Below are 24,521 nucleotides of genomic sequence, written 5' to 3'. Positions count from 1 at the left end.
CGTGACGATTCGAGCGGAAACCGCTTGAGCAGTGGAGTTTTGCCGGCAGCAGGAAGACAGGTGGAATGGGTCTGAATTCGGTCTACATCACGATTGGTGTCGCGATCATTCTGGTGCTGGTCACAGCGCTGGTCGGCCCGCTCTTCGTTGACTGGTCCATGTACCGGTCCACCTTCGAAAGCTATGCGGAGCGGACCCTTGGCCACAAGGTGACCGTGCTTGGGGATGCGGACCTTCAGCTTCTGCCCTCGCCATCGGTGACCTTTACCGACGTGCGCGTGGGCGAAGCGGAAGACCCGCTGCTCGTCGTCTCCCGTTTTCAGATGCGGATCGAGCTTCCGCCCCTTCTGAAGGGCGAAATCCGCGTTCTCGACATGGAGCTGGAGCGGCCCCATCTGACCTTGGGACTGGATGAGGCTGGCCGTCTAGACTGGCTGACAGCTATGGGTCACGAGAGCGCGCTTTCGGGCGTGCCCGCCGATGATGTTGCCTTCGAGAACGTCACCATCTCGGATGGCGCCATTTCCATCATTGATGCGCGCAATGGTGTGACGCGCAAACTGGACAATGCCAATCTTCTGATCAGCGGCCGGTCACTTGCCGGCCCGTTCAAGGTTGATGGCACGCTGTCGAGTGACGGCAATCCCTATTCTGTCCGTATTTCCACCGGCCGGCGCCAGGAGGACGGCGCCATCCGGGTCAAGGCGGACCTCACGCCGTCCAATGTTCCCGTGACCTTCTCAGCAGATGGCCTGCTCGCTCATGAGACGGCTTCCCCTGTTTACGAGGGCTCCTTTTCCATGGCCTTGCTTGCGCCTGCTGAAGAGGGCGCAAATGGCTGGTCTGCAAAGGGACAGTTCAAGCTGGATGCCTCGGAACTGGACGTGCCTTCCTTCGACTTCCGCTATGGGCCTGAAGACCGCACTGCAGGGCTTGAGGGCCGCGCCAATCTGACGCTGACCGGAGCGCAGCGTTTCGACATTCGCGGCAAGGCCAACCAGCTGGATTTGGACCGCCTTTTTGGTGGAGGACCGCAGAAACCGGCGGGCCTGCCCGATGCAGTCAACGAGCTGACCGCTGCGCTGGCCAAGGTTCCGGTCCCCGACATCCGGGGCGTTATTGCTCTGGACGTGCCCTCCGTCGTCGTTGGCGGGGGGCTGGTGCAGGATGTCCGTCTGGACCTTGAAACCATGCTTGGCGGCTGGCGGGTGGCAAGGCTGGCCGCGAGAATGCCGGGCAGAACAACGATCGCGACCGATGGAGACCTCGGTTTGCTGCCGGATGTTACCTACCGGGGCAATCTGTCTTTGACCTCCGATCAGCCGGGCAGTTTTGTTTCCTGGTGGAAAGGGAGTGGGGACGGCGCCGCAACCATGCAGCCGGTATCGGTTCAGGGCCGCCTGAGCATTGTTCCGGGAGGAGCCGCTCTCGATGATATCCGTCTCGGGCTGGATGGGACGAGTGCCAAGGGCGGGCTTTCCTACCGCCAGCCGGTAAATGGCAACCCGGAGTTTTCGTTGAGCCTGGATGCCGACACGCTGGATGTGGACCAACTGGAAACCTTGGCGGGCCTGTTCCCCAAACCGGTGAAAGACGGGGATCAGCTGGACGTTTCGCTGAGGGTCAGTGCCCGGCAGGTGCATCTGCGCGGCGCCGAAGGCACGCGGCTGGAGCTTGAGGCAGGCTTTGCAGATGGCAGCCTGAGGATAGACCGGCTTTATGCCGATGATCTGGCGGGGGCCGAAGTGGATGTCTCCGGACAGGTGAGCAATCTCAACAGCGCCCCGGAAGGAGCCTTGAGCGGAACGCTTGCGGCGAAGGATCTTGGCGGCATCATCTCTCTGTTGGAACAAGCCGTTCCGGACAATGCCTTGGTCAGGCAGTTGGCGAAGGCTTCTTACTTTATGGTGCCCGCGCGGTTCAATGCGCAGCTGGATGCGTCAGCTTCGGGAGACAGCTCGGACGTGCGTGTCTCCCTCGACGGCACGGCAGGTGGCGTGAAGACCAGCTTCAAGGGCAGCCTGAAGGGCCGTGTCGATGAATGGCACGAGGCGGACATCGACGGGACGCTGAAGCTGAGCGGTCCCGATGGCGGACAGATCTTCCGGCAGCTCGGCTTCGACATTCTGCCGGTCGATGATCTGGGGCAGGGAGAGTTGACCGTGAGTGCCCGCGGGCGCCCGGAAGACGGTCTAGATGTTTCTCTCCAGGGCAATGCAGGAGAAGCGTCTCTGACTGCGGATGGCAGCCTGAGACTGATGGCCGGCAAGGAGCCGGTCTACAAGCTGGCGATCACTGCCTCTGTTCCGGATCTTTCGCCCTTTGCACTTTTGACCGGGCACATGATGCCTGTCCTGTCTGGAGAAATACCCGCCGACGTGAGCCTTGATCTGAATGGCACAGGCACGGCTTTCACTGCGGAGAATATTGCGGGAACTGTCGCCGGTGTGACTGCTGACGGCCGTCTGGAAGGAAAGTTTCAGCCTGCTACGGGAGAGACCAGCCGCCGGGTGAAGGGCACGTTCAATCTGTCTTCCGTTGATTTTCAGGATCTCAGCGAAGCCATTCTGGGGGCCGATCAGTGGGCATCCGCGGGAAACGGCAAGAGCGCCTGGCCGTCCAGTTCCTTCGGCAATCCGTTGTTCGGCAACACGGACTTGACCCTTGATCTTAGCGCCGGGCAGATGCTGTTCGACCGGGATGTGCTGCTGGAGAACATGCGCACCGAGCTGCGGCTTACTCCAACAATGATGCGCCTCGATGGTCTTTCCGGCGGCTATGCGGGAGGCAAGCTCAACGGATCTATCGCAATCCGCCGGTCCGGGGCTGAAGGCTCCGTTTCGGGGCACCTGAAGCTGGCAGATGCGTCTCTTCAGTCGCTGGTCTGGCAAAGCGGAGGGCGCTCTGTCGCAACGGGAGATCTCAATCTTGTCGCGGATTTTGAGGGAGCTGGCCGCTCCATCGCTGCCATGGTGTCCGGGCTGACAGGGGGCGGTACCTTCCAGATCCGGCAAGGCGAATTGCGGAACCTCAACCCTCAAGCCTTTGGTCTGGTCATGCGGGCGGCCGATGCGGGCATGGATCTGGATGAAGACAAGATCCGGGATCTGTTTCTGAACTATCTGGATGCTGGCAGCCTGTCCTTCGACACTTTGGAAGGTGCCTTGACGATTGTCGGAGGACGGGCAAGCGCGCGGAATATTTCCGTCGATTCCAAGGAGGCCGGTATCTTCGGGTCCGCTCAGATCGATCTCAACGACTGGACGGTGGACTCCGATTTTTCCCTGAAGGTTGATCCGGGCGAGAACGCTGTGACAGGCGCGGATCCTCAGGTCGGGCTACTCTTCACTGGCCCGCTGGACGCGCCGGTCCGGACCATCGACACCTCGCCGTTCACGGCCTTCCTGACGCTGCGCGCTTTCGAACAGGAAGTGGAACGGGTGGAGAAGCTTCAATCCGAGATTTTGGAGCGGGACCGCCTCATGCGTGAACTCAAGCGTGAGAAGCAGGAGCGGGACCAGAAGGCGCGGGACGCCGAGTTGAAGGCACAGCAAGAGGCTGATGCCACTGCTGCGCGCAAGGAGGACGAAGCACGGCAGGCACAGGAAGCCGAAGCCCGCGCCAAGCAGGAAGCATTGGACAAGGCCGCAGCAGAAGAGGTGGCCAGGAAAGCTGCGGAGAAAGCTGCTGCGGAGAAAGCTGCGAAAGAGGAAGCGGCCAAGCAGGAGGCTGCCCGCAAGGCTGCAGAGGCTGCCAAGGCGGCGGAAGAAAAGCTCCGCCAGCAGCAGACCTCTCCGGCCAACAGGTCATCAGCGCCTGCAGGGCAGGAAACCCCAGCCGGCTTTGCCGAGCGGATCCGGTCGGTGATCCAGAACGGCAGCAATGACAACACCGCGTCCGGCGGTCTTCGGGGTTCGCAAGATGTCACCGGCTCTCTGCCGCCGCTGGAGGCGCCTCAGTCGGTTGAAGATCTTCTAAACCGCGAATTCGGACTTCCGGCTGATACCGGCACAGACCTGCCGCAGCAGACGGTTGAGACGCCTGCTCAGGAAAGCCGCCGGTCTGTTCCTGCCGCAGATGCATCCGGTGCGGTCATCCGGCCGAAAAGCCCGGCGTCATCCTCGCCGCCGCGCTACAAGACGTTGTCCAATGGGCTGGTTGTGACCTACCCGTCAAACTGACCGGGACGGCACAGGACCAGCTTAAATCCTTCTTCTGCGGATCTTGAACCAGATCAGCAGAACGTACACCCCGCCCCAAACCGCTCCCGGTATCATGCCGGTCATGGGCAAGGGGCCGTTGAGATAGCCATAAGGCAGCGCTCCGAGGCTGTAGCTGGTCTGGAATGTGACGGCTTGCAGGCAGCTCGCCAGCACCGCCGCTGCGAAAAGAACCGGCAGCACCAGCTGTGGCGGGTGCTTTCGGATCAGGGCGTGCAGCAGAATGGTTTCTGGCACGCTCAGCAGCAAGGCATAGGGCAGGGCGAAGGCGGGAATGCCCAGCCTTCGCCAGGAAAGCGGAACGAAGCCGTAGGTCTGATAGGCCGAAATGGCTCTGGGCAGCACATAGAGCCCCCAGATGATGGCTTCAGTGAAAGCCAGTGCCGCCAGAAACAATAGAAGGCCGGGCAGAGGCGTGCCGGACGAGGCCTCGCTTCCTGCGGTTTCGGAACTTGAAGAAGCGGTCTGGCTGTCCGTCACGAGCCGCCAGGTGTTTCTGCAAGCGCTTCCCTGAGGGCAAAGACCCTGAGAGCGGAAGACAGGGCATCATCCGGATCCCGGCTTTCGTCGATCTCGGCGACAAGACCGGCAAGGGACATATCGCGGCGGGCAACAGACCTGTCGATTACAGCCCAGAACTCAGGCTCCAAGGCGACGCTTGTGCGGTGCCCATGAAGGCTGAGGGAGCGTTTCGACAGCGCCATTGGTGTGCTCTTGTCCCGCCGGTGTCAGTCCGGCTTTTCCGTGCCGGTGTCCGGTGTGCTCTGATCGACGCGATGGGCCTCGATCCGTGCCGTCTCAAGCGCTTTGGTCTTTCCGGAAAGCTGGCGCTCGGCCTTGCTGCGGCCGAAGGCGACACGGTTGGCGTCAGCCGTCTTTTCCCGCTCGCTGCGTGCCTTGCGCTTGCGGGCCTGGCGAAGATTGACGATCTCGGCAGTCATGGGCGCAGGACCTCCAGACCGGATGTGTCCGGGGTCAGGTTTTCTTGCGGAAAGCGTCTAGGGAAACCACTTCGCCGCCGGTATCAGCCTTCGGGCCTTTCGGAGAGCCGTCGGTCCCGTCATCGCCGCCGTCTTCCCCGCCGGTCGACTTGACGGCAGAGACTGCGGTCTCTTCCGCGCGGGCCAGTTCCTCGACAGCTTCGAGCAGGTCTTCGGGCAGTTCTTCTGCCGTCTTGCCCGGATCAAATTCGAGAGCGAACTGCACGGAGGGGTCGAAGAAGCCTTTGATGGCAGTATAGGGCACCAGGAGTTTTTCCGGCACGCCGCCGAAGGACAAGCCGACTTCAAAGGCATGTTCGCCGATGTTCAAGTCCCAGAACTGGTGCTGCAGGACAATGGTCATTTCCTGCGGGTACCGGTCCTTGAGCCGCTGCGAAATGCGGACGCCCGGAGCGGTCGTGTCGAAAGCGATATAGAAATGATGCTCGCCGGGCAGCCCGGTCCGGCCCACTTCGGCAAGGATCTTCTTTACGGCGCCACGCAGCGCGTCCTGAATGAGGATGTCGTATCTGAGAAGGTCTTCTGCCATCGTCTCATCGTGAAAGTGTGTTGGGTACTCAAGATTCTGTCGCACATTGCCGTCTGGCGAACCAAAAGGAAAGGGCCGATTTGGACGCGCCCCCGTATTATTACCGAGACGGCTAGACGAAAAGCACAAATGCCGCGCTGCGGATGCTCGTCAACTTGGAAGAGGCATGCCGCTGTTTGACGGGATTGTGCAACCAGACGCGAATGTTTGAGAAAGTGGAGGCTTCTGTTGCCAGGTGCCTCCGGACCCCGCCTTCCGGTGCTACCCGGAAGGGCTTTAGTGGACTACTGGCACCGCATTACGCAGCGACAGCGACGTCCGAAGCATAGTTGTCGTTTGCAACTATTAAGATAGCCCGATGACGGTGGTACAATGCCGAGCAAAAGCACAGTCTTTACGCCCTCGTCGATCCTATTTCGCCCCCGCCGCAAGGCACCTGGCTTTTGCCTGATGCCCTGTGGTGGAGGCGCCGGGTACCGCCCCCGGGTCCGATAGGTTTATTGCACTGACCGTTTATTGCCATAGCTGGTTGCCCAGCAGCCCAGATATAGGCGCTCTCCCCGGCAAAGGAAACCCCTTCGCAACTTTGTGCCCAGTTGGGAGGGGGCATTGCGGAGGAATAACGGGTGCAAACCCGTGCAAAGCTTGCGAATCTTCTGCAATCCAGTTTCAAAAGACATCTAAACTGGCGCAATCCGCTGGAGCTGACTGTCAGAGGCAGTCAAGTCCATGGTTTGCGGCAAAGGATGAAGGGCCACACTGGTGCAGCAGTATCTCGATCTTCTGGCGAAAATTCTCGATGAGGGCACGGATCGTGGTGACCGGACGGGAACCGGGACCCGGTCTGTGTTCGGTCATCAGATGCGCTTCAATCTTGAAGACGGATTTCCGCTGGTCACGACCAAGAAGCTGCATCTGCGCTCCATCATTCACGAGCTGCTGTGGTTCCTGAAGGGCGATACCAATATCGCCTATCTGAAGGAAAACGGCGTCAAGATCTGGGACGATTGGGCTGACGAGAATGGCGATCTGGGGCCGGTCTATGGTTATCAGTGGCGCTCCTGGCCCGCGCCGGACGGCGGCTCTATCGACCAGATTTCCAATCTCCTGGACATGATTGCCCGGAACCCGGAAAGCCGCCGTTTGATCGTCTCGGCCTGGAACCCGGCGCTGGTCGACGAGATGGCCCTTCCGCCCTGCCACGCCCTGTTTCAGTTTTATGTCGCCAATGGGCGTCTGTCCTGCCAGCTCTATCAGCGCTCTGCGGATGTGTTCCTCGGCGTGCCTTTCAACATCGCCTCCTATGCGCTGCTGACCATGATGGTCGCGCAGGTGACCGGCTTGAAGCCGGGCGATTTCGTCCACACGCTTGGTGATGCGCATCTTTATTCCAATCACTTTGATCAGGCCCGCGAACAGCTGACCCGTTCGCCACGGCCGCTGCCACAGATGAAGCTGAACCCGGATGTGACCGACCTCTTCGCCTTCCGCTATGAAGACTTCGAGCTGACCGGCTACGATCCCCATCCGCATATCGCCGCACCGATTGCGGTCTGATCCTCATTTTCAGAGTTTTCAGGGCGGTCATCCTCCCTCGACGGAACAGGTGCCGCCTTGACCCTTGCGCAGTCCCACCCCTCCGGCTCCAGAGCCAATCTCATCGGCAGCCTGTTCATGGTTCTGGCCATGGCGCTGTTCGCCCTTGAGGATACCTTCGTAAAGGCAGCCGCAAAGCAGCTTCCCGTGGGCGAGATCCTCATGCTGTTCGGGCTGGGCGGAGCGATTGTCTTTGCGCTCGCCGCTACATCGCGCCGGGAGCGGCTCTTCGTATCCGATGTGTTGTCGAAAGCCATGCGGATCCGCTTCGTCTTTGAGCTGACGGGCCGTTTGTTTTATATCTTCGCGCTGGCTCTGACGCCCTTGTCTTCGGCCACGGCGATTCTTCAGGCAACGCCGATTGTCGTGGTCATGGGGGCTGCGCTGATCTTTGGTGAAAAGGTTGGCTGGCGCCGCTGGACGGCTATCGCCATCGGATTGCTAGGGGTGATGATCATTCTCAGGCCAGGAGCGGAAGCCTTCTCGCCGCTGTCGATTCTGGCGGTTCTGGGCATGCTGGGCTTTGCGGGACGGGATCTTGCCAGCCGTGCGGCGCCGCGGACGCTCAGTACCAATGTTCTTGGTTTCTACGGCTTTGTCACGGTGCTGATTGCCGGCGTCATCGTTTCTGTCTGGGAGGGTGTTCCGCTGGTCTTGCCCCATCTCAAGAGCGGCGGCTTCATCGCGCTGGCGGTTCTCGTCGGAGCCTGCGCCTATTCCTCGCTGATGAAGGCCATGAGGACGGGAGAGGTCGCCAGCGTGACACCTTTCCGCTATTCCCGGCTGATCTTTGGGGCTGCGCTCGGGATCTTCCTTTTCGGCGAAACGCTTGATTTGCCGATGATCACAGGATGCGTCCTGATCGTGGCCTCAGGTCTCTTCATCCTCTGGCGCGGGCGCAAGGTTGCAAGAACGGCGTAACGCCTGATCGCGCAAATTGTCTAGGCCTCGTTCTGAAGGGCCAGCCGCTACCCTAAATCGGTCAGTGCATTCCAACCCTGTCCCCCTCGTGTTAGGAGACAGCGGAGGCAAGTGTGTCGATCACGGAGGCTTGGATGCCAAATATCGTTATTTTTGCAGCAGTTGCCCGCAATGGGGTGATCGGCTCGGAAAATCACATGCCCTGGCGGCTTCCCTCTGATCTGAAGCGGTTCAAGGCGATGACGATCGGCAAGCCGTCAATCATGGGGCGCAAGACCTTCGTCTCTTTCGGGCGCCCCTTGCCGGAGCGGCCCAATCTGGTCGTCACGCGCGATGCTAACTACACCCCTGAAGGGGCGGAAGCCTTTCCCTCGCTTGAATCCGCTTTGCAGCGGGCGGCCAATCTGGCCGCTGAAATGCGGGTCCGCGAGGTCATCATCATGGGCGGCGGCGAGATTTATCGTCAGGCGCTTTCCATGACGGACCGTCTCGAAATCACTGAAGTGAACAGTGAGCCGGAAGGCGATACGACCTTCCCCGAGATTGATCCGGCGGTTTGGGAAGAAGTGTCCCGCGTTCCGGGCGAGCGGGGTGAAAAGGACAGTGCCGATTTCACCTTCGTGACTTACAGGCGGCGCAAATGAGTGGAATTGAAAAACGGATCAGTCTTCCCGATAACCTCTCCGGGGTGTGGGCGGCGTTCGATGACTTGAGCGCGCGTCAGGTTCACGGATTGTTGAAGATGCGCCAGGATGTTTTCATGCTGGAGCAGAACTGCCTGTTTCCGGAGATCGACGGCAAGGATCCCGATGCTCTGCATTTCCTGTTGTTGCAGGACGATCATCTGGTGATCGCAGCTGTCCGGATCTTCCTGTCTGACGATACGGGACGGGAAACCCGGATTGGCCGGGTGGTGGTCCACAAGGCCTGGCGCGGCAAACGGCTGGGGGACTATCTTATGGCGGAAGCCATGAAAAAGGTTGAGGAATGCAGGCCGGGCCAGCCGGTTCATCTCAGCGCCCAGGCTCATCTTGAGGCCTTTTATGAAGGCTTCGGCTTCAAGCGCAGTTCCGAAATTTACCTGGAAGATGGTATTGAGCATGTGGACATGATCAAGCCTGTCTGAGGCGCGGCTTGAGGTTTTTCTGCGGCATTATGAGCCGGGAAACGGTCTAACATTCAGAAATCTGGAATGGCTGGAACGGATCTGGTCGCTTTCTTCAACTATTTTCCGGTTTTGCTCCACCCGTCTCTTGAAACAGAGCGGTTTTTTTCCCACGTGCCGAGAGGAAAAAGCAAAGGTGGGGGAGGCCCGTCTTACCGGTCCGATAAGCGGTGTGCGTTGAACCGTGCCGGTAACCTCCTTATAACCTGCGGTGAGTCAGAACAGCCAGGATGAAACCCGGAACGGAGGCTTATGCCTCCTGACAAACCGGGCCGGACAGAAGGAAGTCTTGATGCCTTGGAGCAATCAGTCAGGTGGCGGTGGTGGCCCCTGGAAGGGTGGCGGCAACAACGGCGGCCCATGGGGCAGCGGTGGCGGCGGCGGTAACAACGGCGGCCCATGGGGCGGCGGACCCAACCGCGGCGGCGGCAACCAGCCGCCGGACCTTGATGAATTGCTCAAGCGCACACAGGACCGCATGAAGTCGGTTCTGCCGGGCGGTGGCGGCGGCGGGCTTGGCTTTGCCGGTGCCGCGCTGGTCATCGGTGTGGTTGCGGTGATCTGGGCTTCCTCTGGTTTCTACCGGGTTGAGGAAGGCGAAGTCGGCGTCGAACTGGTGCTGGGCAAGGTGGTTGACCAGACCGGAACCGGTCTGAACTACAACTGGCCTTATCCGATCGGATCCGTCGAAACGCCGCAGGTCGAACTGCAGCGCGAGTTGACCGTTGGTGTTGAGGAAATCATCGCCGGCAGCACGATCCGCTCGCGCGATGTGCCTGCTGAGAGCCTCATGCTGACTGGTGACGAAAACATCGTCGACGTCGGCTTCAAGGTTCAGTGGCGTATCCGGAACACCCGTGAGGGGATCTCGGACTATCTGTTCAATATCCAGGATCCGGAAGGCACCGTTAAGGCGGTTGCCGAAAGTGCCATGCGCGAAGTGGTTGGCCGTTCCAAGATCGACGCGATCCTGACGGAAAACCGGGTTTCCATCCAGAATGACGTCCGCCAGCTCATGCAGCAGACACTGGATTCCTACAAGTCCGGCATGGAAATCACCGAAGTCCAGATGCAGAAGGTCGATCCGCCCAACCAGGTGATCGATGCCTTCCGTGATGTTCAGGCGGCCCGTGCCGACCAGGAGCGCATCCAGAACGAGGCTCAATCCTATGCCAACCGGGTTGTTCCGGAAGCGCGTGGTGAAGCAGCCCGCGTTTCTGAAGCAGCCAATGCATACCGGGAGCAGACCATCGCCGAGGCGACCGGTCAGTCCCAGCGTTTCCTCAAGATTTATGAGGAATACAAGAACGCCCCTGATGTGACCCGTGAGCGCATGTATCTTGAAACCCTGGAAAAGGTGCTTGGTGCGAACTCGAAGGTGATCATCGACAGCGGAGTGTCCGGACAGGGTGTCGTGCCTTACCTGCCGCTCAATGAACTGAACGCTTCGCGTTCCAGCGCGTCCGGCCGTACCGGAGGGAACCAGTAATGCGTAGCGGTATTCTCGTCATTTTGCTCGCCATCGCCGCGGTTGCGGCTTACGCCTGCATGTTCATCGTCAATCCGACCCAGCAGGCTCTCGTCCTGACTTTCGGGCGTATCGACAAGGTCGTCCAGGAGCCGGGGCTGAACTTCAAGCTTCCGTCCCCGTTCCAGAATGTCGTCTATCTGGACAAGCGGATCCTTGATCTCAACATGCCGCCGCTGGAAGCCATTGCTGCGGACAAGAAGCGTCTCGTCGTGGATGCCTTTGCCCGCTACAAGATTTCCAACCCGGTGCTGTTCTACCAGCGTGTTCAGAACATCCGCGTTGCCAATCAGCGTCTGTCCACGTTCCTGCAGTCGTCTCTGCGTTCGGAACTGGGACGCACGTCCTTCTCGGCAGTGGTGCGTGACAACCGGTCTGGTGTGATGGAAAACATCCGCCGGGATGTCAGTGCCAGCGCATCCGAACTCGGGATCGAGGTCGTCGACGTGAAGATCCGCCGTGCGGATCTGCCGGAAGCGAACAGCCAGGCGATCTTTGGCCGGATGCAGACAGAACGTCAGCGTGAGGCAACCGAGCTTCGTGCACAGGGTGAGGAACAAGCCCGCCGTATCCGTTCCCGTGCGGATCGTGATGCCACGGTTCTTGTTGCGGAAGCCAAGCGTGACGCTGAAATCGTCCGCGGTGAAGGCGATGCGCAACGGAACAAGATCTTCGCTGAAGCGTTCAACCAGGACCCGGACTTCTTCGCCTTCTACCGATCGATGCAGGCATATGAATCCGGACTGAAGCAGGGTGACACAAACCTTGTTCTGTCTCCGGACTCCAGCTTCTTCCGCTACTTCAAGGACCCGATGGGTGCCTCTGAAAACACGGAAGGCAACTCTGGCCGCCGCTTGCAGGCTCCGGATCCGGCAGCGCCCGCACAATGAAGGATCTCATCGTCGCCGTGGCGATGGCGCTTGCCCTGGAGGGCACGCTCTATGCGCTGAACCCCGGCGGGATGAAACAGGTGATGCGCACTGCGCTGGAAACGCCTGATAAGATCCTGCGGACCGTTGGGCTTGGCGCCTTGATTGCGGGTGTGCTGATCGTCTGGCTGGTTCGCGGCTGATCAAAACGACGGTGCGGCGGGGGATAGACCCCTTGCCGCACCGTTTTTCATTCCGCCCTGTACGGCCTCTAGGGTAGGCTGTGGCTGGGCAAAAACGAAAGACCGACCTGACCATGGGTGTGAACCGGCTTACTGGTTCCGCTCTGGATGGAGGAATGACCTTATGGTGTCACAGATTTTCAATCAGGGCCTCGTGAAGGCGAAGTCCCTGGCAGCCGCGGCAATGGTCGGCGGCATGCTCGCGGTGCAGCCGATACCGGCCGCGCAGGCGCAGGGACCGGTTTCCGTTGCCGATCTTGCCGAGAAGCTCGGCGATGCGGTGGTGAATATTTCCACCGCTCAAACGGTGAAGGCCAAGCGCACGGTGCCGCTTCCTGAAGTTCCGGAAGGTTCGCCCTTCCAGGAGTTCTTTGAAGAGTTCTTCAATCAGCAGAACCGGGATGATGACCGTCCGCGCCGGGTTCAGTCCCTGGGGTCCGGCTTCGTCATTGACGGCGAGAAGGGCATCATCATCACCAACAACCACGTCATTGAAGGCGCAGATGAAATCACCGCCAATTTCAATGATGGCACCAAGCTGAAGGCCGAGCTGATCGGCACGGACGAGAAGACTGACCTGGCAGTTCTGAAGGTCACCCCGGAAAAGCCGCTGACATCGGTCAGCTTCGGCGACAGCGACAAGATCCGCGTTGGTGACTGGGTGATGGCCATCGGCAACCCGTTTGGCCTTGGTGGCACCGTGACGGTTGGCATCGTGTCTGCCCGCAACCGTGATATCAATGCTGGTCCTTACGACAACTTCATCCAGACGGACGCTGCGATCAACCGCGGCAACTCGGGCGGTCCGCTGTTCGACATGGACGGCAACGTCATCGGCATCAACACGGCGATCATCTCGCCTTCGGGTGGTTCCATCGGCATCGGCTTTGCCATTCCCTCCAAGACCGCGACCCGAGTGATTGCCCAGTTGCAGGAATTCGGTGAGACCCGCCGCGGCTGGCTCGGCGTGCGCATTCAGGAAGTGACCGATGACATCGCCGAAAGCCTCGGCATGGCGTCTGCTTCCGGTGCTCTTGTCGCTGGTGTCAATGAAGGTGGTCCTGCCGAGGAAGCCAAGATAGAACCGGGTGACGTGATCCTGGAATTTGATGGCCGCAAGGTCGCGACCATGCGGGAACTGCCCCGCATGGTCGCGGAAACCACCATCGGTGATGCTGTGGATGTGGTTGTCCTGCGCAAAGGTGAGAAGATCACCCTGAAGGTCACTGTCGGCAAGCTGGAGGAAGCAGCCGAAGAGGTCAAGGAAACCAAGGACAGCGGCCAGGGCGAAGACAAAGTCGCTCCGGAAGAGACTGAGATCCTGGGCATGGTCCTGAGTGAACTGGACGATGCAGCTCGTGAGGAGTTCTCCATTGAGGCGGATGTGACTGGCGTTGTCGTCCGCAAGGTAAATCCGGGCAGTTCTGCCGAGGACAAGCGGGTTCAGGCCGGCGATGTCATAAAGGAAGTTGCGCAGGAGCCTGTGTCGACACCCGATGACGTCAAGGCTCAAGTGGAAAAGCTGAAGAAGGACGGCCGCCGGTCGGCGCTTCTCCTGCTCTCCAACCAGTCCGGTGAACTGCGCTTCGTGCCGGTGCGGATTGAGGACGAGTAAACTTTCAAGGCTTGCTCAACGCATATGGAAAAGGCCGCCTCCGGGGCGGCCTTTTTGTCAGTGGCAAAGAGAGAGAGACTGAAAGCGGCAGGTCAGACCTGCGCAAATTCGCTGGCAGCATAGCCCTGGAAATAGAGCAGGGTGGTCAGGTCGCCATGGTTGACGCGGGCGTCGGCTGCCTCGGCCACGGCGGGCTTGGCGTGATAGGCAACACCCAGACCCGCACGGCCGATCATGGCCAGATCGTTGGCGCCGTCGCCAACGGCGAGCGTTTCGGAGAAGTTCAGGCCCTTTTCGGCAACCAGTTTTTCCAGCCGCTGACGCTTGGCTTCGCGGCCGAGGATCGGTTCACCGACGAGGCCGGAGAGCGCGCCTGCGTCTTCCAGAAGTGTGTTTGCCTGGTCTTCGTCAAAGCCGATCTGCCGGGCGATTTCCGAGGTGAAATGGGTGAAGCCACCCGAAACCAGCGCGCAATATGCACCATTGGCCTTCATGGTGCGGACCAGTTCCTTAGCCCCGGGCATGAGGGAAATACGGGTGGCCAGCACCTTGCCAATGGCCTCCACCGGAAGGCCTTTCAGCAGGCCGACGCGCTCACGCAACGCTGGTTCAAATTCGATCTCGCCGCGCATGGCCCGTTCGGTGATGGCCGCGATGTGGTTCTTGAGCCCCAGTTCTGCGGCCAGCTCGTCGATGCATTCCTGGCCGATCATGGTGGAATCCATGTCCGCGATCAGCAGGCGCTTGCGCCTGCCCTCATTGGACTGCACAAAGACATCCACAGGTTTGCCGTCCAGAAACGCACGGAGCCTGGTCTCAGCCTCTTGCGCATCTGCCCCGTCAAAGGCGATGTCTGCCGCGATGCCTGGGTTCAGGATGACCGGGCTGGAAGTGGCGGCAAGAATGTCCCGTGCGCCGGCCAGAAGAGCGTCATCGACGGCTGGGCGCAGTGGATTGGAAACAAATGTGGCGATGAGGGACATGGGCGCGACCTTGATTGAACAGAAGGCACCGTCCGCGCGACGGTACCGCGCCGTTCTGATAGCGGGGCCGACGGCCAGCGGCAAGTCTGCATTGGCGATAGAGCTGGCGCGGCGCTGGAATGGTACCGTGATCAACGCCGATTCCATGCAGCTTTACCGGGAACTGACCATCGTCACGGCCCGTCCATCTGCCGGGGAAGAGGCCATGGCGCCTCACCGGCTTTACGGTGTCCTGCCGTCCTCCGAGGCTTTCTCCACCGGGGCCTGGCTGCGGATGATGGCGGGTGAGCTGGAGCGGACGTGGGGAGAGGGCCGCCTTCCCATTCTGACCGGCGGAACTGGGCTCTATTTCAAGGCGCTGACGGAAGGCTTTGCCGAGCTTCCCGAAATTGATCCCAAGGTGCGTGAAAGCTGCCGGACGCTCGCCGCAGAAGGAGGGCTGGAGGCGGTGCGTGCAGCGCTTGCGCCTCTGGATGAAGCCGCTGCAGAGGGTCTTCAGGATCTCCAGCGCCTGACCAGAGCTCTGGAGGTGGTGCGGTCAACAGGCAGGACCTTGGCCGACTGGCAGGCCGAAGCGCAGGGCGCGCCCCTGCTGAAGGCGGAGGACTGTCTGCGGCTTGTGCTAGCGCCGCCCCGCGCCTGGCTGCATGAGAGGATCGCCCGAAGAGCGGCCCTCATGCTGCAACGTGAGGGGATCCATGAAGTGGAAAATCTTCTTGCCTTGGGATTGCCTGACACTCTGCCCGCCATGCGTGCCATTGGCGTCAAGGAAGTTGCGGAACTCCTGGCGGGATCGATTGACGCAAAGGAGGCGGAGCGGCGTCTGACCGTCGCCACACGGCAATATGCCAAGCGGCAAGAAACATGGTTCCGCAATCAGATGGGCGGCTGGATGCGCCTTGATCCTTCCGGGTTCAGCGCCTCCGCGCTGGCGGACATGCTCGGCTGAAGATTAGGCGTCTGCAACCTTCGGTATTGTCCTGAAATTGTGCGGCGCACCCTCGCAAGTGCGAGCAAGTTGCTGAAATAACGTGCAATTTTGGAAAACTTCGAGTTTCTTCTCCGGCTTGCCTTTGAGTTTTCACAATCATGGGTTAGACCAGTCCCGTGGCAGGAGGAGGCCATGACGCGATAGCAGCGTGTTCCGGGCAATCAAAGTTGCCGGAGCCGCGAAACGGGCAGTGCCGCAAATCAGATGTGCAGGATGCCCGAGGTCTAAGGGAGGCAATCCATGAACGATACCGTTCTGGTGCGGGGAGGTATCAGTCTTCAGCCGTTTTCGGAGGAAGATCTCCCACTCATTCTTGATCATCACTCAGATCCGGAAGTGCATCGTTTTCTCACAGGGAACGAACGCGCCTGGGATGAGCAGCAAGCCGGAATGTGGTTGTCCCGCACGTTGGAGAACCAGGCCAGGCATGGGTTCAGCACGTTCAAGGTCCTTTCACGCCAGCAGCGCTTCCGGGAGGCTTATCCCTCTGGGGCGTCCCGCCTGGATATGGCTGAAGGGCAAGCTGCCGAGAACGCGGCAGCTCTCATCCGGACCGGCAATGGCTTTCTTGGCTGGGCAGGTTTCGTGCCGATTGAAGAGACCTCTGAAATTGGCCTGAGCTACAGCTTTTCCCGCGCGGCTTTGTCTCTTTATCCCACGATTGCACGGGACATCTGTCAGGATTTGACAGAGTGGTTCTTCGAGAACACCTATTTCTCTCACCTGGTCGCAAGCCTCAGAACAGACGACAAGGCTGGCCGTGAGGTGGTGACGCGCCTGGGCTTCAGCTACCGGGAAAGCAGCCGGATCGATGGCCGTCCCTGTGATCTTTTCCAGCTCCTCAGCCCCTCCATGCGCAGCTACGTGATGATGAGTGCCTGAAAGGCCGGAGTGGCCGCAGTCCGTCAGAGCTTGGACTACAAAAAAGGGCGCCGGGGCGCCCTTTCGCTGTTCTGACCTTGCCACTGTCCTCAGACAGCCTGGAGCGCGCCCGGATTGGAGCCCTGCTGGCGCAGGTTCAGCTTGTTGAGGGCGGAGACATAGGCCCGGGCGGAGGCCACGAGCGTATCTGTATCGGCGCCCTTGCCGGTGGAAATGCGGCCGCCAGCTTCCAGACGGACGGAGACTTCTGCCTGTGCGTCGGTGCCTTCGGTCACGGCGTGCACCTGATAGAGCGACAGCTTCGCGTCGTGGGGCACGATGGACTTGATGGCGTTGAAGGTGGCATCCACCGGGCCGTCGCCGGTGGCTTCCTTGGTGATGTGCTGGCCACCGACATCCATGGTCAGGATTGCCTTCTGCGGGCCGCCCGTACCGGCAATCACCGTCAGGGCGATGACGCGGGTCTGATCGCTGGCGATGGAGATTTCGTCTTCCACCAGCGCTTCGATGTCTTCGTCATAGACGTGCTTCTTGCGGTCGGCCAGATCCTTGAACCGGCGGAAGGCTTCCTGCAGGGCGTTGTCGCCCAGTTCGTAGCCCAATTCCTTCAGCTTGTCCTTGAACGCATGGCGGCCGGAATGCTTGCCCATAACCAGGGAGGTCGCGCGGACCCCAACGTCTTCCGGACGCATGATTTCGTAAGTTTCGGCGTTCTTCAGCATGCCATCCTGATGGATGCCGCTCTCGTGGGCAAAAGCGTTCTTGCCGACGATGGCCTTGTTGTACTGAACCGCGAAACCGGAAGCACCGGCGACCAGCTTGGACGCGCGGGTCATGAACTTCGGGTCGACACCACAGGCATAAGGCAGAACGTCGCCGCGGGTGCGGATCGCCATGACGATTTCTTCCAGCGCCGCGTTGCCTGCGCGCTCACCAAGACCGTTGATGGTGCATTCGATCTGGCGCGCGCCGCCGGCAACGCCTGCCAGCGAGTTGGCAACTGCCAGCCCCAGGTCATCATGGCAGTGAACGGAGAAGACCGCCTTGTCGGCATTCGGAACCCGGTTGCGGATGTCCATGAACATCTGCTTGTACTCGTCCGGGGTGGCGTAGCCGACGGTGTCCGGCAGGTTGATGGTTGTCGCGCCTGCCGCAATAGCGGCCTCTACCGTGCGGCAGAGATAGTCGATCGGCGTGCGGGTCGCGTCCATGGCCGACCATTCAATGTCGTCGATCAGGTTGCGGGCGCGGGTGACCGTGTCGGTGATGATGTCGAGCACCTGCTCTTCGGTCTTGTTCATCTGATACTTCAGATGGATCGGCGAGGTGGAGACGAAGGTGTGTATGCGGCCGCGGCCGGCATGCTTCACGGCTTCACCGCAACGGTCGATGTCGGCGTGGATCGCGCGGGCCAGACCTGCGATGACAGAGCGCTTGGCGTTCTTGGCGATTTCGGCCACGGCTTCAAAGTCACCGTTGGAGGCGATCGGGAAACCGGCTTCGATGATATCGACGCCCATGTCGTCGAGGATTTCCGCAATCTGCAGCTTTTCTTCGAGGGTCATGGAAGCGCCGGGCGACTGTTCGCCGTCGCGCAAGGTGGTGTCGAAGATGAAGACCTTGTCTTTTTCGCTGCCGTTCTGAGCTGCGGTCATGGGGTGTTTCCTTCCGGTGGATCGGCGGGCAGGGCGGTGTCTGTTGCAGGCCCGGGAAGCCTCTGTCCGATCAGTGTCTTGAACTGGTGGCTTTTCTTTATCTCCCCTAAGTGCCCGTCCGCAAGATACGGATCAGCCAGCGCTCAGGGGCAGCTAAGCAGAAGAAGGTCAGCAAGAAGAAGGCCGCCGCGCGAAAGCTGCGCGTCGTTGAAAGAACCGGAGGTGTCGCGCGGCGCGATCATCGGTGTTTCAGGGCCTTTTGCGGATGCTCATCAATGTGCCAAGGCTGGCAAAAAGACATGAGCGAAGAGTTACCGGGACTTCTTTTAGAGGACAGAAATTCGGGATGCAACCGTTTTGGCGGGTTCCAGATGACAATGGGTCCCTTGCGGTGAAGCCAGGGACCCTGTTTTTCCATTCTGTTCAGAAGAGGTTACTCGCCGATGGCGATTCCCTCGCGGCGCGGGTCGGCACCGCCTTCCAGACCATCCGGCCCAATCGCAATGGCCTGAAGTCCCGAAGTCATGGTGCTGGCCTTGACCTTGAAGCCCATCGCCTCCAGCGGAGCTGCAAGGTCTGTGGCAGCGGTGCCTTCCTCAATGTCGTAGGTGCCGAAGCGGTTGATCAGGTGCGGCTGGGAAACGGCCTCCTGCACATCAAGCCCCCAGTCCAGGTGGGCGATCAAGGCCTGCGCCACGTAACCGATGATCTGGCTGCCGCCGGGGCTGCCAACCACGAGAGCCGGCTTGCCGTCCTTCAGTACGATTGTCGGTGACATGGAGGAGCGGGGGCGCTTGCCCGGCTCGACCCGGTTGGCAATCGGAACGCCATCTTCCTGGGTCTTGAACGAGAAGTCCGTCAGCTCGTTGTTGAGCAGGAAACCGCGCACGAACAGGCGGGAGCCGAAGCCGTTCTCGATGGTGGTGGTCATCGAAAGAGCGTTGCCTTCGCCATCAACGATCGAGATGTGAGAGGTTGATGGCAGCTCAATGGCCATATCGTCTGCGTAGAGCTGCGCATGGTCCCAGGGCGGGTTGCCAGCGCTGACTTCCGGCAGAGAATCGTCGCCGCTCAGGAGATTGGCTCGGGACTTGAGATAGGCCGGATCGAGCAGGCCCTTGGTGGGCATGGGCACAAAGTCACTATCGGCCATGTAGCGGCCACGGTCTGCGAAGGCGAGACGGGACGCATCGCCAATCAGCCGCCAGCTGTCCGCGCTTGCCGGGCCGAGGCTGGCAAGGTCGTAAGGCTCCAGCATGCCGAGGATCTGGCCGACGGTGAGCGCGCCCGAGGAGGGTGGTCCCATGCCGCAGACTTCATAGCCACGGTATTCCGCACAGGCGGGCTTGCGTTCCTTCACCTGATAGAAATCGAAATCGGCCTGGGACAGAACGCCCGGGTTGCCCGCTGCCGACTGAACGGTCTTTACGATATCCTTGGCGATATCGCCCTGATAGAAGGCCTTGGCTCCGTCCTTGGCGAGAGCCTTGAGGGTTTCGGCGTAGTCCGGGTTCTTCAGAAGGGCTCCCGCCTGCAGGGGCGTGCCACCCGGATAGAAATAGGCTTTTGTGGCATCGAACCGGGCGAGGCGGTCTTCTGGCTCTCCCGCAACCAGCGACGCCAGGCGCGGTGAGACCTTGAAGCCGCCTTCGGCCAGCGAAATGGCCTCGGAGAACAGGCCCGGCCATTCCAGCTTGCCCCAGCGCTTGTGGGCTTCTTCCAGCAGCATAGGCGTTCCGGGCGTTCCGACCGAACGCCCACCGACCACTGCGTCGTAGAATTTGAGCGGCTCGCCTTCCTCTGTCTGGAAAAGCCTTGGCGTTGTGGCCATGGGAGCGGTTTCGCGGGCGTCCAGCGTGGTCAGTTTGCCGGAGGCTGCATCGTACCAGACCAGGAAGGCCCCGCCGCCAAGGCCGGAGGATTGGGGCTCGACAAGGCCAAGCACGGTCTGCACGGCGACCATGGCGTCGGCTGCACTGCCTCCGGCGCGCAGAATCTTCGCACCGGCTTCTGTTGCCAGCGGATTGGCAGCGGCGATCATCCAGTGCTTGGCGGAAACAGGTTTTCCCTGTTCCTTGAGAGCAAGCGCTGCCTTGGCCGCATCGCTAAGGCCTTCAAAGGCGCTCGTCTGGGAGGCTGTTTCCGGAGCGACCGTATCTGCTGCTTGCTGTGCGTAGGCCGGAAAGGCGGCCAGACTGGCCAGAAGGGCAAGCTTCAAGGAAAGAGTGCGGACAGACATTGCTTCGCGGTTCTCCATCTGAGGTGGTGATCGGGCGGTCATCCCGTCCCGAGCGTAGCGGCTCTCAGCGGCAAGGCAAAGACTGAATCTTGAAAAGAGGGCAGGAAGTTAGGGGAGCTCTTGCGGTCCGTGGTCACTAAATAGGGATGGGGACCTATTTGAAATTATCGGGTGACCACGGACCGCAAGCCGGACGGCGCGTGCGGGGCTGGGAGGGAGTGTCCGCAGCCCCGCAACCGGTTAGCCGTCCTTGTAGTAATAGGAGTAACCGTTCAGGGCCGGTGCGCCGCCGAGGTGCGCATAAAGGACCTTCGAGCCCTTCGGGAAGAAGCCCTTCTTCACCAGGTCGATCATGCCCTGCATGGACTTACCCTCATAGACCGGGTCGGTCATCATGGCTTCGGTGCGGGCAGCAAGTCGGATCGCGTCGTTGGTCTCGTCGCTCGGAACGCCATAAGCCGGGTAGGCGTAGTCCGGGTTGATGACGATTTCCTCGTCGCTCACCTTCCGGCCGAGCTTCACCAGTTCGGCGGTGTTGTCGACGATGCGGCGCACCTGGGCGCGGGTCTGTTCCGGGGTGCCGGAGGCATCGATGCCGATGACGCGGTCGGCGCGGCCGTCCTTGGCAAAGCCCACGATCATGCCGCCCTGGGTGGAGCCGGTCACGACGCAAACGACGATGTAGTCGAACTTGAAGCCGAGCTCGGCTTCCTGCTCACGGACTTCCTCGGCAAAGCCGACATAACCCAGACCGCCGTATTTGTGCTCGGAAGCGCCAGCCGGAATGCCATAGGGCTTGCCGCCCTTGTCGCGCACGGACTGAAGCGCGTCTTCCCAGCTCTTGCGGATGCCGATGTCGAAACCGTCTTCAACGAGGCGGCTGTCTGCGCCCATGAGACGGGTCAGGAGAATGTTGCCGACGCGGTCATAGACGGCATCGTAATGGGGCACCCACTTTTCCTGCACCACAACGCATTTCATGCCGATCTTGGCAGCGGTCGCTGCGACCATGCGGGTGTGGTTGGACTGAACACCGCCGATGGACACCAGCGTGTCGGCGCCGGACTTGATTGCGTCCGGAACAATGTATTCAAGCTTGCGCAGCTTGTTGCCGCCGAAGGCCAGACCGGAATTGCAGTCGTCACGCTTGGCGTAGATTTCAACTTCACCGCCGAGAGCTTCCGTCAGGCGCGGCAGATGCTCGATCGGCGTCGGGCCGTAGGTGAGGGGGTATTTCTCAAACTCTTCCAGCATGGGGATCTCCAGTTTCTAGCTAAAAACAGGCTAACAAGCACTTGGAGGAAGGTGCTTTCAAAATTCGGGTCTTGATTGATTAAAAATCCATCCGTTCTTCAATATGTTTTGCTATTCTTCCGTTTGAAGGATTAATTTCGGAAGAAATCATCATGGACGAACTTGACCGCGTTGACCGGCGGATTCTGAAGCTTCTGCAGGAAGATGGAAGACTGACCAATGCGGAGCTGGCATCGCGCGTCAATGTCAGTCCGGCGACATGTCACAGGCGGACCCAGCGTCTTTTTGATGAGGGATATATCAAGTCCGTCAGGGCGCAGATCGCTCCCGAGCGCGTCGGACTTGGGGCGCTTGTCATGGTCGGGGTCGTTCTGGACCGGTCAACCCCGGAAAGTTTCGGCACCTTTGAAGCCGCTGTATCGAAAATGCCTGTGGTTCTCGACTGCAATCTGGTCGCGGGTGACTTCGACTATCTGCTGAAAATCAGGGTCAAGGACATGCCGGATTTCAACCGGCTTCATGCAAGGGAGCTGATCACCCTGCCGGGCGTGCGCCAGACGCGCACCTTTTTCGTCATGAAGGAAGTGACGGACAACGCGCCTCTCGACTTTTGAGCGGCGCGCCGTCTTCCGTGATCACACGAACAGCTCGCCCCGGGCGACAAGAGCGGCCTGTCCGCCAATGCGGACGGCGTGCAGCTTGCGTGAGGCTATGTCGATCTCAAGATCGATCAGCGATGGGCGTCCCATCTGGAAGCCCTGTTCAATGCGGATGAAATGGGTGCCGTTCGGAAGCGCGTCATAGAATTGGACGACACCGGCAAAAGCAGCGGCTGCGGACCCCGTCGCCGGATCTTCCATGATCCCCATTTCGGGTGCGAAGAGGCGGGCCTGGAAGGCGCTGTCCTGGGAACGGGTTTCCCGGCAATAGACATAGGCATCATTGTGGTCGTCGTGACCGAATGCTTTCTGCCAGCGGGACATGTCCGGTTTCGCCCGCGCAAGGGCCTCAAGGTCGCGCACCGGAACATAGTTGAATGCGGGCCCAACCTTGAAACGGGACGGCGCATGATTCTCAAAGCCGATCTCGGAAGGATCGAGGCTCAGCGCTTCTGCGATCAGGTCCTTGCTGACCGTTGGGCCCGCCGGTTCCGGCAGGCGGGGCACATCGAATTCGGCAAAGGCGGCCGCATTTTCCTTGAGAACCACAGCACAGCGCACGGTTCCGATGCCTTGCTTCAGCACGACCATGGCGTCCTGTTCGCCGGAGATGTCGCCAAAGCGCTCCATGGCCATCAGAACGGCGGTGCCAACTGTCGGATGACCGGCGAAGGGAAGTTCCACCTTGGGGGTGAAAATGCGCATGGTTGCGGAATGGCCTGGGTTCTCAGGAGGCAGGACAAAGACTGTCTCGGAGAGATTAAACTCACCGGCAATTGCCTGCATCTGAGCATCTGAAAGCCCTTCCGCGTCCAGCACCACGGCCAGCGGATTGCCGGTCAATGGCTTGTTGGTGAAGACGTCCAGAATGGCATAACGACGGCCCATGAGTGCAGTCTCCCGATGCAGTTGTAGCAGCGCAGTTGTCTTAGCAGCCGGAGAGTGGCACGGAAAGAGGGGGCTTCGCCAGCCGATAAGTGTTTGACTTGGTTAAGCCCCTGTTACTGGTGCCGCTCGGGCAGCAGTTTCCGGGCAAGGGCGCGGGCGTAGGTCGTTGTTTTCGGCGATTGGCCGTCGCTGGAGGTCCGCAGGATCCTGACATCAGACAATTCCTGCTCTTCCGAGGCGAGGGAATGGGCCAGAATGCGGGTTCTTAGCTCTTCCGCCGGCTCGTCGATATTCATGACGCGGCCAATACAAAGACGAGGCCCGTCAAAGACGGCGAACAGCGGTCCTTCGATCACCTGGTCCGGTGTGAGGCCGGTTTCCTCGACAAGCTCCCTGTAGAGAGAGCCAAGCACGTTGACACGGCCATCCTCCCTGACGTCCGCCATATCGATGTTGCCACCGGGCGGATAGATCTGCCCCGGGTTCGCGGTCCACTCGGACATGACGCCATAAAGCAGGAAACCCTCCCGGCTGCGGATAAGGGCTGAGCCGAAGAGGTTCCGGGTGGTCCGGTCCGGTGCGCCCCAGTCGCGCCAGGCGAGAAAGGCGGCAAACGACGTCTCGTGGCAGATGCCGGTGAGAATGCCGTCATCGAAAACGTGGCTCGTCAGCTTCAGCACGCGGCCGTTCCACAGATGCGGATTCCGGTCGAGTGCCTTCGACCAATGGGCGTTGATGGCGTCGCGGTTGCTTTCCTCAAAGGGCCAGCAGCTTGTCCGGTCCAACCGGATGTCCAGGCTCTTCAGCTCCTGAACCATTGGAGACAGGTCTTTTTCCATGACAGGAATTTTACCTGACGGGGCCATCTGGCTGGACAGGGTGCTCACCCGTTTGAAGCCGCGCGCCAGGTAGAACGCCTCGGCATAGGCGTCGCTCTCCAGCCTAAGCCGCTGGGCGCTGAGCGTGGAGGCCAGATCACTGATCCGTTCCAGAAGAAGCCGCCCGATGCCTCGCCCGGCTGTTTCCGGCAGGACGAAAAGATAATCGATCAGGTAATGATCGGGTTGAAGGCAACCGGCCGCAAAGCCCACAGGCTTTCCATCCAGTTCTGCCACGATGACATCCATGTTTTCCAGGAGGGCGTCATCAATCCGGAATTGAGACCTGAAACCGTCCATCTGTTCCAGCGTATAGCCTCTCGACCCCTTGGCCTCGTACAGGATTGCGGTCAGGTCTTTGGTATCACTGGAGCAGGCGGAGCGGATCTTGAGGGTCATGGCGTCC

At 60.4% G+C, this 24,521-nt stretch carries 22 protein-coding genes and 1 other RNA gene; 12 read left to right on the top strand and 11 right to left on the bottom strand.

Annotated elements, in window-relative coordinates; translation table 11 throughout:
- Positions 1-65: 65 nt before the first annotated feature.
- The gene (locus tag IG616_RS03235) at positions 66-4,181 is read left to right on the top strand and encodes an AsmA family protein (RefSeq protein ID WP_192146311.1); all 4,116 of its coding nucleotides are present in this window, start codon (positions 66-68) and stop codon (positions 4,179-4,181) included.
- A gap of 21 nt (positions 4,182-4,202) precedes the next feature.
- On the opposite strand, the gene IG616_RS03230 is transcribed toward IG616_RS03235, so the two are convergent.
- From IG616_RS03230 to ssrA, 5 genes are all read right to left on the bottom strand, one after another.
- Positions 4,203-4,700 carry a hypothetical protein gene (locus tag IG616_RS03230; protein ID WP_192146309.1) on the bottom strand — a complete coding sequence of 166 codons (498 nt, stop codon included), beginning with the start codon at positions 4,698-4,700 and terminating at the stop codon, positions 4,203-4,205.
- The gene (locus IG616_RS03225) at positions 4,697-4,924 is read right to left on the bottom strand and encodes a ribbon-helix-helix domain-containing protein (protein WP_192146307.1); all 228 of its coding nucleotides are present in this window, start codon (positions 4,922-4,924) and stop codon (positions 4,697-4,699) included. The genes IG616_RS03230 and IG616_RS03225 overlap by 4 nt, the downstream gene beginning before the upstream one ends.
- A gap of 24 nt (positions 4,925-4,948) precedes the next feature.
- Positions 4,949-5,161 carry a DUF4169 family protein gene (locus IG616_RS03220; protein WP_192146305.1) on the bottom strand — a complete coding sequence of 71 codons (213 nt, stop codon included), beginning with the start codon at positions 5,159-5,161 and terminating at the stop codon, positions 4,949-4,951.
- A 34-nt stretch (positions 5,162-5,195) separates the two neighbouring features.
- Positions 5,196-5,750 (bottom strand): SspB family protein, encoded by a 555-nt coding sequence (locus tag IG616_RS03215; protein ID WP_192146303.1) that lies wholly within the window; start codon positions 5,748-5,750, stop codon positions 5,196-5,198.
- A gap of 214 nt (positions 5,751-5,964) precedes the next feature.
- Positions 5,965-6,327, bottom strand: a transfer-messenger RNA (tmRNA) gene (gene ssrA, locus IG616_RS03210).
- A gap of 185 nt (positions 6,328-6,512) precedes the next feature.
- Between ssrA and IG616_RS03205 the strand changes: the two genes are divergently transcribed.
- From IG616_RS03205 to IG616_RS03170, 8 genes are all read left to right on the top strand, one after another.
- On the top strand, positions 6,513-7,307 hold the full coding sequence (locus tag IG616_RS03205; RefSeq protein ID WP_192146301.1) for a thymidylate synthase: 795 nt from the start codon (positions 6,513-6,515) through the stop codon (positions 7,305-7,307).
- 57 nt (positions 7,308-7,364) lie between these two features.
- The gene (locus IG616_RS03200) at positions 7,365-8,267 is read left to right on the top strand and encodes a DMT family transporter (RefSeq protein WP_246476074.1); all 903 of its coding nucleotides are present in this window, start codon (positions 7,365-7,367) and stop codon (positions 8,265-8,267) included.
- Between the two features lie 134 nt (positions 8,268-8,401).
- The gene (locus tag IG616_RS03195) at positions 8,402-8,911 is read left to right on the top strand and encodes a dihydrofolate reductase (RefSeq protein WP_192146299.1); all 510 of its coding nucleotides are present in this window, start codon (positions 8,402-8,404) and stop codon (positions 8,909-8,911) included.
- A complete protein-coding gene (locus tag IG616_RS03190; protein WP_192146296.1) occupies positions 8,908-9,393 on the top strand; it encodes a GNAT family N-acetyltransferase in 486 nt (161 codons plus the stop codon). Before IG616_RS03195 ends, IG616_RS03190 begins: the two co-directional genes overlap by 4 nt.
- A 331-nt stretch (positions 9,394-9,724) precedes the next feature.
- Positions 9,725-10,921, top strand: coding sequence for an FtsH protease activity modulator HflK (hflK, locus tag IG616_RS03185; RefSeq protein ID WP_192146294.1), 1,197 nt, complete (start codon positions 9,725-9,727; stop codon positions 10,919-10,921).
- The gene (gene hflC / locus IG616_RS03180; protein WP_192146292.1) at positions 10,921-11,850 is read left to right on the top strand and encodes a protease modulator HflC; all 930 of its coding nucleotides are present in this window, start codon (positions 10,921-10,923) and stop codon (positions 11,848-11,850) included. The genes hflK and hflC overlap by 1 nt, the downstream gene beginning before the upstream one ends.
- The gene (locus IG616_RS03175) at positions 11,847-12,032 is read left to right on the top strand and encodes a DUF2065 domain-containing protein (protein WP_192146290.1); all 186 of its coding nucleotides are present in this window, start codon (positions 11,847-11,849) and stop codon (positions 12,030-12,032) included. Before hflC ends, IG616_RS03175 begins: the two co-directional genes overlap by 4 nt.
- A gap of 163 nt (positions 12,033-12,195) precedes the next feature.
- The gene (locus tag IG616_RS03170) at positions 12,196-13,686 is read left to right on the top strand and encodes a DegQ family serine endoprotease (RefSeq protein ID WP_192146288.1); all 1,491 of its coding nucleotides are present in this window, start codon (positions 12,196-12,198) and stop codon (positions 13,684-13,686) included.
- Positions 13,687-13,778: 92 nt separating this feature from the next.
- Here the strand turns inward: IG616_RS03170 and serB are convergent, their stop codons facing one another.
- The gene (gene serB, locus IG616_RS03165) at positions 13,779-14,669 is read right to left on the bottom strand and encodes a phosphoserine phosphatase SerB (protein ID WP_192146286.1); all 891 of its coding nucleotides are present in this window, start codon (positions 14,667-14,669) and stop codon (positions 13,779-13,781) included.
- On the opposite strand from serB, the gene miaA reads away from it, so the two are divergent.
- Both miaA and IG616_RS03155 read left to right on the top strand, forming a co-directional pair.
- Positions 14,659-15,618 carry a tRNA (adenosine(37)-N6)-dimethylallyltransferase MiaA gene (miaA, locus tag IG616_RS03160; RefSeq protein WP_246476102.1) on the top strand — a complete coding sequence of 320 codons (960 nt, stop codon included), beginning with the start codon at positions 14,659-14,661 and terminating at the stop codon, positions 15,616-15,618. The genes serB and miaA overlap by 11 nt on opposite strands.
- Positions 15,619-15,900: 282 nt before the next feature.
- Positions 15,901-16,542 carry a GNAT family N-acetyltransferase gene (locus IG616_RS03155; protein ID WP_192146283.1) on the top strand — a complete coding sequence of 214 codons (642 nt, stop codon included), beginning with the start codon at positions 15,901-15,903 and terminating at the stop codon, positions 16,540-16,542.
- An 89-nt stretch (positions 16,543-16,631) separates the two neighbouring features.
- Here IG616_RS03155 and IG616_RS03150 read toward each other — a convergent pair whose 3' ends face one another.
- The 3 genes from IG616_RS03150 to IG616_RS03140 form a co-directional block, all read right to left on the bottom strand.
- Positions 16,632-18,197, bottom strand: a complete 1,566-nt coding sequence (locus IG616_RS03150) for a 2-isopropylmalate synthase (RefSeq protein ID WP_192146281.1) — start codon at positions 18,195-18,197, stop codon at positions 16,632-16,634.
- Positions 18,198-18,630: 433 nt separating this feature from the next.
- The gene (ggt, locus tag IG616_RS03145; RefSeq protein WP_192146278.1) at positions 18,631-20,436 is read right to left on the bottom strand and encodes a gamma-glutamyltransferase; all 1,806 of its coding nucleotides are present in this window, start codon (positions 20,434-20,436) and stop codon (positions 18,631-18,633) included.
- A 240-nt stretch (positions 20,437-20,676) separates the two neighbouring features.
- Positions 20,677-21,696 (bottom strand): 1-aminocyclopropane-1-carboxylate deaminase, encoded by a 1,020-nt coding sequence (locus IG616_RS03140; RefSeq protein ID WP_192146708.1) that lies wholly within the window; start codon positions 21,694-21,696, stop codon positions 20,677-20,679.
- Between the two features lie 146 nt (positions 21,697-21,842).
- On the opposite strand from IG616_RS03140, the gene IG616_RS03135 reads away from it, so the two are divergent.
- Positions 21,843-22,304 carry an Lrp/AsnC family transcriptional regulator gene (locus tag IG616_RS03135; protein WP_192146276.1) on the top strand — a complete coding sequence of 154 codons (462 nt, stop codon included), beginning with the start codon at positions 21,843-21,845 and terminating at the stop codon, positions 22,302-22,304.
- 21 nt (positions 22,305-22,325) lie between these two features.
- Here IG616_RS03135 and IG616_RS03130 read toward each other — a convergent pair whose 3' ends face one another.
- The gene (locus tag IG616_RS03130; RefSeq protein WP_192146274.1) at positions 22,326-23,237 is read right to left on the bottom strand and encodes a PhzF family phenazine biosynthesis protein; all 912 of its coding nucleotides are present in this window, start codon (positions 23,235-23,237) and stop codon (positions 22,326-22,328) included.
- A gap of 113 nt (positions 23,238-23,350) precedes the next feature.
- Entirely contained in the window at positions 23,351-24,514 is a 1,164-nt protein-coding gene (locus tag IG616_RS03125; protein ID WP_192146271.1) for a GNAT family N-acetyltransferase, read from the bottom strand.
- Between the last annotated feature and the right edge of the window lie 7 nt (positions 24,515-24,521).

It is taken from the genome of Roseibium litorale (genome assembly GCF_014842915.1).
In the GTDB taxonomy this organism is placed as follows: domain Bacteria; phylum Pseudomonadota; class Alphaproteobacteria; order Rhizobiales; family Stappiaceae; genus Roseibium; species Roseibium litorale.
Note: the sequence above shows the minus strand (reverse complement) of the source record. Positions and strands in the feature narration are given on the sequence as shown.

Coding starts and splice junctions, on each gene's coding strand:
- IG616_RS03235 (WP_192146311.1), top strand. CDS start 66: ATGGGTCTGAATTCGGTCTACATCACGATTGGTGTCGCGATCATTCTG.
- IG616_RS03225 (WP_192146307.1), bottom strand. CDS start 4,924: ATGGCGCTGTCGAAACGCTCCCTCAGCCTTCATGGGCACCGCACAAGC.
- IG616_RS03220 (WP_192146305.1), bottom strand. CDS start 5,161: ATGACTGCCGAGATCGTCAATCTTCGCCAGGCCCGCAAGCGCAAGGCA.
- IG616_RS03215 (WP_192146303.1), bottom strand. CDS start 5,750: ATGGCAGAAGACCTTCTCAGATACGACATCCTCATTCAGGACGCGCTG.
- IG616_RS03195 (WP_192146299.1), top strand. CDS start 8,402: ATGCCAAATATCGTTATTTTTGCAGCAGTTGCCCGCAATGGGGTGATC.
- IG616_RS03190 (WP_192146296.1), top strand. CDS start 8,908: ATGAGTGGAATTGAAAAACGGATCAGTCTTCCCGATAACCTCTCCGGG.
- hflK (WP_192146294.1), top strand. CDS start 9,725: ATGCCTTGGAGCAATCAGTCAGGTGGCGGTGGTGGCCCCTGGAAGGGT.
- hflC (WP_192146292.1), top strand. CDS start 10,921: ATGCGTAGCGGTATTCTCGTCATTTTGCTCGCCATCGCCGCGGTTGCG.
- IG616_RS03175 (WP_192146290.1), top strand. CDS start 11,847: ATGAAGGATCTCATCGTCGCCGTGGCGATGGCGCTTGCCCTGGAGGGC.
- IG616_RS03170 (WP_192146288.1), top strand. CDS start 12,196: ATGGTGTCACAGATTTTCAATCAGGGCCTCGTGAAGGCGAAGTCCCTG.
- miaA (WP_246476102.1), top strand. CDS start 14,659: ATGAGGGACATGGGCGCGACCTTGATTGAACAGAAGGCACCGTCCGCG.
- serB (WP_192146286.1), bottom strand. CDS start 14,669: ATGTCCCTCATCGCCACATTTGTTTCCAATCCACTGCGCCCAGCCGTC.
- IG616_RS03155 (WP_192146283.1), top strand. CDS start 15,901: ATGAACGATACCGTTCTGGTGCGGGGAGGTATCAGTCTTCAGCCGTTT.
- IG616_RS03150 (WP_192146281.1), bottom strand. CDS start 18,197: ATGACCGCAGCTCAGAACGGCAGCGAAAAAGACAAGGTCTTCATCTTC.
- ggt (WP_192146278.1), bottom strand. CDS start 20,436: ATGTCTGTCCGCACTCTTTCCTTGAAGCTTGCCCTTCTGGCCAGTCTG.
- IG616_RS03135 (WP_192146276.1), top strand. CDS start 21,843: ATGGACGAACTTGACCGCGTTGACCGGCGGATTCTGAAGCTTCTGCAG.
- IG616_RS03130 (WP_192146274.1), bottom strand. CDS start 23,237: ATGGGCCGTCGTTATGCCATTCTGGACGTCTTCACCAACAAGCCATTG.
- IG616_RS03125 (WP_192146271.1), bottom strand. CDS start 24,514: ATGACCCTCAAGATCCGCTCCGCCTGCTCCAGTGATACCAAAGACCTG.